This is a genomic window from uncultured Stenotrophomonas sp., assembly GCF_963519925.1.
GTDB lineage: Bacteria > Pseudomonadota > Gammaproteobacteria > Xanthomonadales > Xanthomonadaceae > Stenotrophomonas > Stenotrophomonas maltophilia_AE.
Genome location: NZ_CAUQPH010000197.1, coordinates 1 through 4,978, shown reverse-complemented (window position 1 = coordinate 4,978; position 4,978 = coordinate 1). Strand labels below are relative to the sequence as shown.

Genomic DNA, 4,978 nt, shown 5'->3' with positions numbered 1-4,978 from the left:
GGCCTGGACACGCAGCCGCATGCCGGCGCTGCCGCGCTGGACCAGCTGGCCGCCAGCGATGTTTGCGACACCCTGGTGGCCGCCATCGTCGGTGCCGCCGGGCTGTCGTCCACCCTCGCTGCGGCCGATGCGGGCAAGCGCATCCTGCTGGCCAACAAGGAGTCGCTGGTGCTCGCCGGCGCGCTGTTGACCCGCCGCGCCAACGCCGCCGGTGCCGAGATCATTCCGATCGACAGCGAGCACAGCGCCATTTTCCAGTGCCTGCGCTCGCGCGACGCCAGCCTGGACCAGGCCGGCGTGCGCCGGATCCTGCTCACCGCCTCCGGCGGCCCGTTCCGCGGGCGTCGCCGCGCCGAGCTGGCCGAGGTGACCCCGGCCCAGGCCGTTGCCCACCCGAAGTGGTCGATGGGCCCGAAGATCTCGGTGGATTCGGCGACGTTGATGAACAAGGGGCTGGAAGTCATCGAGGCGCACCACCTGTTCAACATTCCCGGCGAACGCATCGAGGTGCTGGTGCACCCGCAGAGCCTGGTGCATTCGCTGGTGGAGTTCGTGGACGGGTCTACCCTGGCCCAGCTGGGCCTGCCGGACATGCGCACGACCTTGGCAGTCGGCCTGGGCTGGCCGCAGCGCATCGAATCGGGGGTCGGCGGCCTCGACCTGCTGACCCAGGGCCGCCTGGATTTCGAGGCGCCCGATACCGAGGCGTTCCCGTGCCTGGCCTTGGCCTGGCAGGCGATGGCGGCGGGCGGTACCGCCCCGGCCATCCTCAATGCGGCCAATGAAGTCGCTGTTTCAGCGTTTCTTCAGGGGCAGATCGCTTTCCTAGCGATTCCGAGCCTGGTGGCTAACGCACTTTCAACACTGCCGGCAGCGTCCGCCGATACACTGGAGGGCCTGCTGGACGCCGACCAGCGCGCCCGCCAGATCACCCAAGCCGCCATCGACCACGCCTGAATGCCCTTCCCGTTCCCTACCAGCGACCTCCACCATGGGTGAATTCATCGGCTCCGTCTGGTGGATGATCGTCAGCCTCGGGCTGCTGGTGACCTTCCACGAGTTCGGTCACTACTGGGTGGCGCGGCGCTGCGGGGTGAAGGTGCTGCGTTTCTCGGTCGGGTTCGGGCGGCCGCTGTTCATTCGCCGCAACCGTGCCGGTACCGAATTCGCCATTGCCGCCATTCCGCTGGGCGGCTACGTGAAGATGCTGGACGAGCGCGAGGTCGAGGTGCATCCGGCCGAGCGCGGGCTGGCCTTCAACCACAAGTCGGTGTGGCAACGCATCGCCATCGTCGCGGCCGGCCCGCTGGCCAACCTGGTCCTGTGCGTGGCCCTGCTCTGGGCCATGTTCGTGCTGGGCAAGCAGGACTATTCGGCGACCATTGGCCGCACCACCGGCATGGCCCAGGTGGCCGGGTTGCAGGCCGGCGACCGGGTGCTGAGCGTGGACGCGCGCAGCGTGGTCACCGCCAGCCAGGCGGCCATGGCCCTGACCACGGCCGCGATGGACCGCCACGACGCCACGCTGGAAGTGCTGGACGCGCAGGACCAGGTGCAGACCCGCACCCTGCCGCTGTCGCAGCTGCCGGCCGGTTTCGATGAACGCTGGGTGGCTTCGCTGGCCGGGCTGACCTGGCAGTTCCACCTGCAGCCGGCGCTGGTCGAACAGGTGGTAGCCGATTCGGCCGCCCAGGGCGTGCTGCTGCCCGGCGACCTGATCCTGGCCGTGGACGGCGAGCGGATCGACGCGGCCGACCAGGTCTCGCCGGCGATCCAGGCGCTGGGCAGGCGCGGTGGCCCGGGCATGGTGGAAGTCCTGCGCGGCGGCGAGCGCCTGGCGCTGGAACTCACCCCGCGCCAGGGCAAGGACGGCCGCGGCCAGCCCACCTGGCAGGTGGGCGTGGGCTTCCCGCAGACCAGCGCGCCGGCCTACGACACCACGCTGCAGTACGGTCCGCTGGCGGCCATCCCCGCCGCGTTGCGCGAAACCGGGCGCGCGGCCAGCGATTCGCTGGGCATGATGCGCCGCATCGTCACCGGCAATGCCTCGCTGCAGAACGTTTCCGGGCCGGTCACCATCGCCCGCGTGGCCAACCAGACCGCCCAGCGCGGGCTGGATTGGTTCCTCTGGTTCCTGGCGGTGCTGTCGCTGAGCCTGTGCATCATCAACCTGCTGCCCATCCCCATCTTGGACGGCGGGCACCTGCTGTATTACCTTATCGAGTTGGTCAAGGGCAGCCCGCTGAGCGAGCGTGCCATGGCGACCGGCCAGTTCATCGGCCTTGCCATGCTGGCCGGACTGATGGGACTGGCGTTCTACAACGACATCCTCGGTCTGTTCCCGCGATGAACTTTTACCCTTTTGTCGTCGTCTTATGCGCCGGCATCCTGAAACAACGTATTCGACTCCAACCGGACGTGACATGACGCGACTCCCCAATCGCCGCCTGCTTGCCCTCGCACTCGCCGCCGGTTTCGGCGCGCCCGCCCTGGCCCAGGCAGCCGAGCCCTTCACCGTCAGCGACATCCGTGTCGATGGTCTGCAGCGCATCACATCCGGTACCGTGTTCACCTACCTGCCGGTGGAACGCGGCGAGACCCTGACCGACAACAAGGTCGGCGAGTCCATCCGCGCCCTGTACAAGACCGGCTTCTTCGAGGACGTGCAGCTGGAGCGCCAGGGCGACATCCTGGTGGTCACGGTCAAGGAACGCCCGGCGATCAACAAGCTGACCGTCACCGGCAACAAGGACATCAAGAGCGACCAGCTGCTCAAGGGCCTGAACGACATCGGCCTGAGCGAGGGTGGCACCTTCGATCGCCTGAGCCTGGACCGCGTGACCCAGGAACTTCGCCGCCAGTACAACGACCGCGGCAAGTACAACGTGGAGATCACCCCGACGGTGAGCCCGCTGGACCGCAACCGCGTGGACATCACCATCGCGATCAAGGAAGGCAAGGCCGCCAAGATCCAGCACGTGAACCTGGTCGGGACCGAGAAGTTCGAGTCCGAGGACATCCTCAAGACCTGGGAATCGAAGGAGCACAACTGGGCGTCGTGGTACCGCCGCGATGACCAGTATTCGAAGGAAAAGCTGTCCGGCGACCTGGAAAAACTCAATTCCTGGTACCTGGACCGCGGCTACGTGGACTTCAGCATCGACTCCACCCAGGTCTCGATCAGTCCCGACAAGCGCGACATGTTCATCACCGCCGGCGTGACCGAGGGTGAGCAGTACAAGATTTCCGAGATCAAGGTCACCGGCGACACGATCCTGCCGCAGGAAGACGTGGAGCGCATGCTGATCCAGAAGTCGGGCGATACCTTCTCGCGCGCGCTGCTGGAGTTCAGCTCGGACGCCATCACCAATTCGCTGTCCAACATCGGTTATGCGTTCGCCAAGGTGAACCCGATCCCGACCAGCAACCGCGCCGAGCGTACCGTGGCGATCAACATGCAGGTCGTCCCGGGTCCGCGCGTGGGCGTGCGCCGCATCGTGTTCAAGGGCAACACGCGTACCTCCGACGAGGTGCTGCGTCGTGAAATGCGCCAGTTCGAGAACAGCTGGTACTCGCAGGCGGCGATCGACCGGTCCAAGATCCGCCTGCAGCGCCTGGGCTACTTCGAGTCGGTCGACGTCGAGACGCCGCCGGTGACCGGCAGCAACGACCAGGTGGACGTGGTCTACAACGTGAAGGAAACCACGTCGGGCAGCTTCGTGTTCGGCCTGGGCTACTCGCAGTCGTACGGCATGACCACGTCGGTGCAGCTGTCGCAGAACAACTTCCTCGGCGGCGGCAACCGCGTGTCGGTGGAAGCGTCGCGCAGCAGCTACCTGCAGCGCTACGGCTTCTCCTACACCAACCCGTACTTCACCGACGACGGCGTGTCGCTGGGCTACAACCTGTCCTGGCGCGAACTGGATTACTCGGACTTCAACACCGCGCAGTACAACAGCACCAACGGTGCGGCGCAGGTGGTGTTCGGGGTGCCGATCACCGAGAACGACACCGTGTCGCTGATGGTGGGCATCGACAGCAACCAGATCACCACGTACAAGGGCTCGACCCCGGATTCGATCATCGACTACATCGATGCCATCGGCCAACGCACCTTCCACTCCTGGCGCACCGAGCTGGGCTGGGCACGCGACACCCGCAACGACTACTTCATGCCGACCCGCGGCATGTACCAGCGCGTGGGCCTGGAAACCACCCTGCCGGGTTCGACGGTCGAGTATTACAAGCTGAACTACCAGGTCTCCAAGTACTGGCCGATCATCCCGTCGCTGGTCATCAACACCCGCGCCGAGGTCGGCTACGGCGACTCGTACGGCAACGACGTGTCGCGCGTGATCACCAATCCGGACGGCACCACCCGAGTAGTCACCGCGTCGGGCCTGCCGTTCTTCGAGAACTTCTACGCCGGCGGTACCAACTCGGTGCGCGGTTTCGAAGACAACACCCTGGGTCCGCGCTCGGAAGCGACCGACTACTACAGCCGCGGCCAGCCGCTGGGTGGTTCGCTGAAGACGGTCGGTTCGGTGGAAGCCTACTTCCCGCGCCTCTTCGACAGCCCCTCGGCGCGCGTATCGGCGTTCTTCGACGTCGGTAACGTGTACAACGGCGTCGACAACTTCAAGGCCAACGAACTGCGCGCCTCGGCCGGTGTCGCCCTGCTCTGGCGCGCCCCGGTCGGCCCGATCTCGATCAGCTATGCCTTCCCGCTCAAGAAGGAAGACGGCGACGAAATCGAGCGTCTCCAGTTCACGTTTGGCGGCCAGTTCTAACCGCTCGAAGCATCAGCAGAAACGCCGGGCATTGCCCGGCGTTTTTTTGTTGAAGCACAGCGTTGTTGCAACGTCCCGTTGCAGAGGGCGCACGGTCTTCGATCGGGTTCATCGCGGGCGTTGAGGGCCCCGTCGCGGCCGGCAGGCCCCTATGCAAATGTCCCCCGGCGTCGGCCTGCGGCCGCCAC

At 66.2% G+C, this 4,978-nt stretch carries 3 protein-coding genes; all 3 read left to right on the top strand.

Annotated elements, in window-relative coordinates; translation table 11 throughout:
• Positions 1-957 (top strand): 1-deoxy-D-xylulose-5-phosphate reductoisomerase (gene dxr / locus RWO33_RS19105; RefSeq protein WP_314106892.1); only part of this gene is annotated, 957 nt, incomplete at its 5' end.
• A gap of 34 nt (positions 958-991) precedes the next feature.
• Complete coding sequence (gene rseP / locus RWO33_RS19100; RefSeq protein ID WP_314106890.1) at positions 992-2,350, top strand: RIP metalloprotease RseP; 1,359 nt, start codon at positions 992-994, stop codon at positions 2,348-2,350.
• Between the two features lie 73 nt (positions 2,351-2,423).
• Positions 2,424-4,790 (top strand): outer membrane protein assembly factor BamA, encoded by a 2,367-nt coding sequence (bamA, locus tag RWO33_RS19095; protein WP_314106888.1) that lies wholly within the window; start codon positions 2,424-2,426, stop codon positions 4,788-4,790.
• Positions 4,791-4,978 lie beyond the last annotated feature (188 nt).

Coding starts and splice junctions, on each gene's coding strand:
- bamA (WP_314106888.1), top strand. CDS start 2,424: ATGACGCGACTCCCCAATCGCCGCCTGCTTGCCCTCGCACTCGCCGCC.
- rseP (WP_314106890.1), top strand. CDS start 992: ATGGGTGAATTCATCGGCTCCGTCTGGTGGATGATCGTCAGCCTCGGG.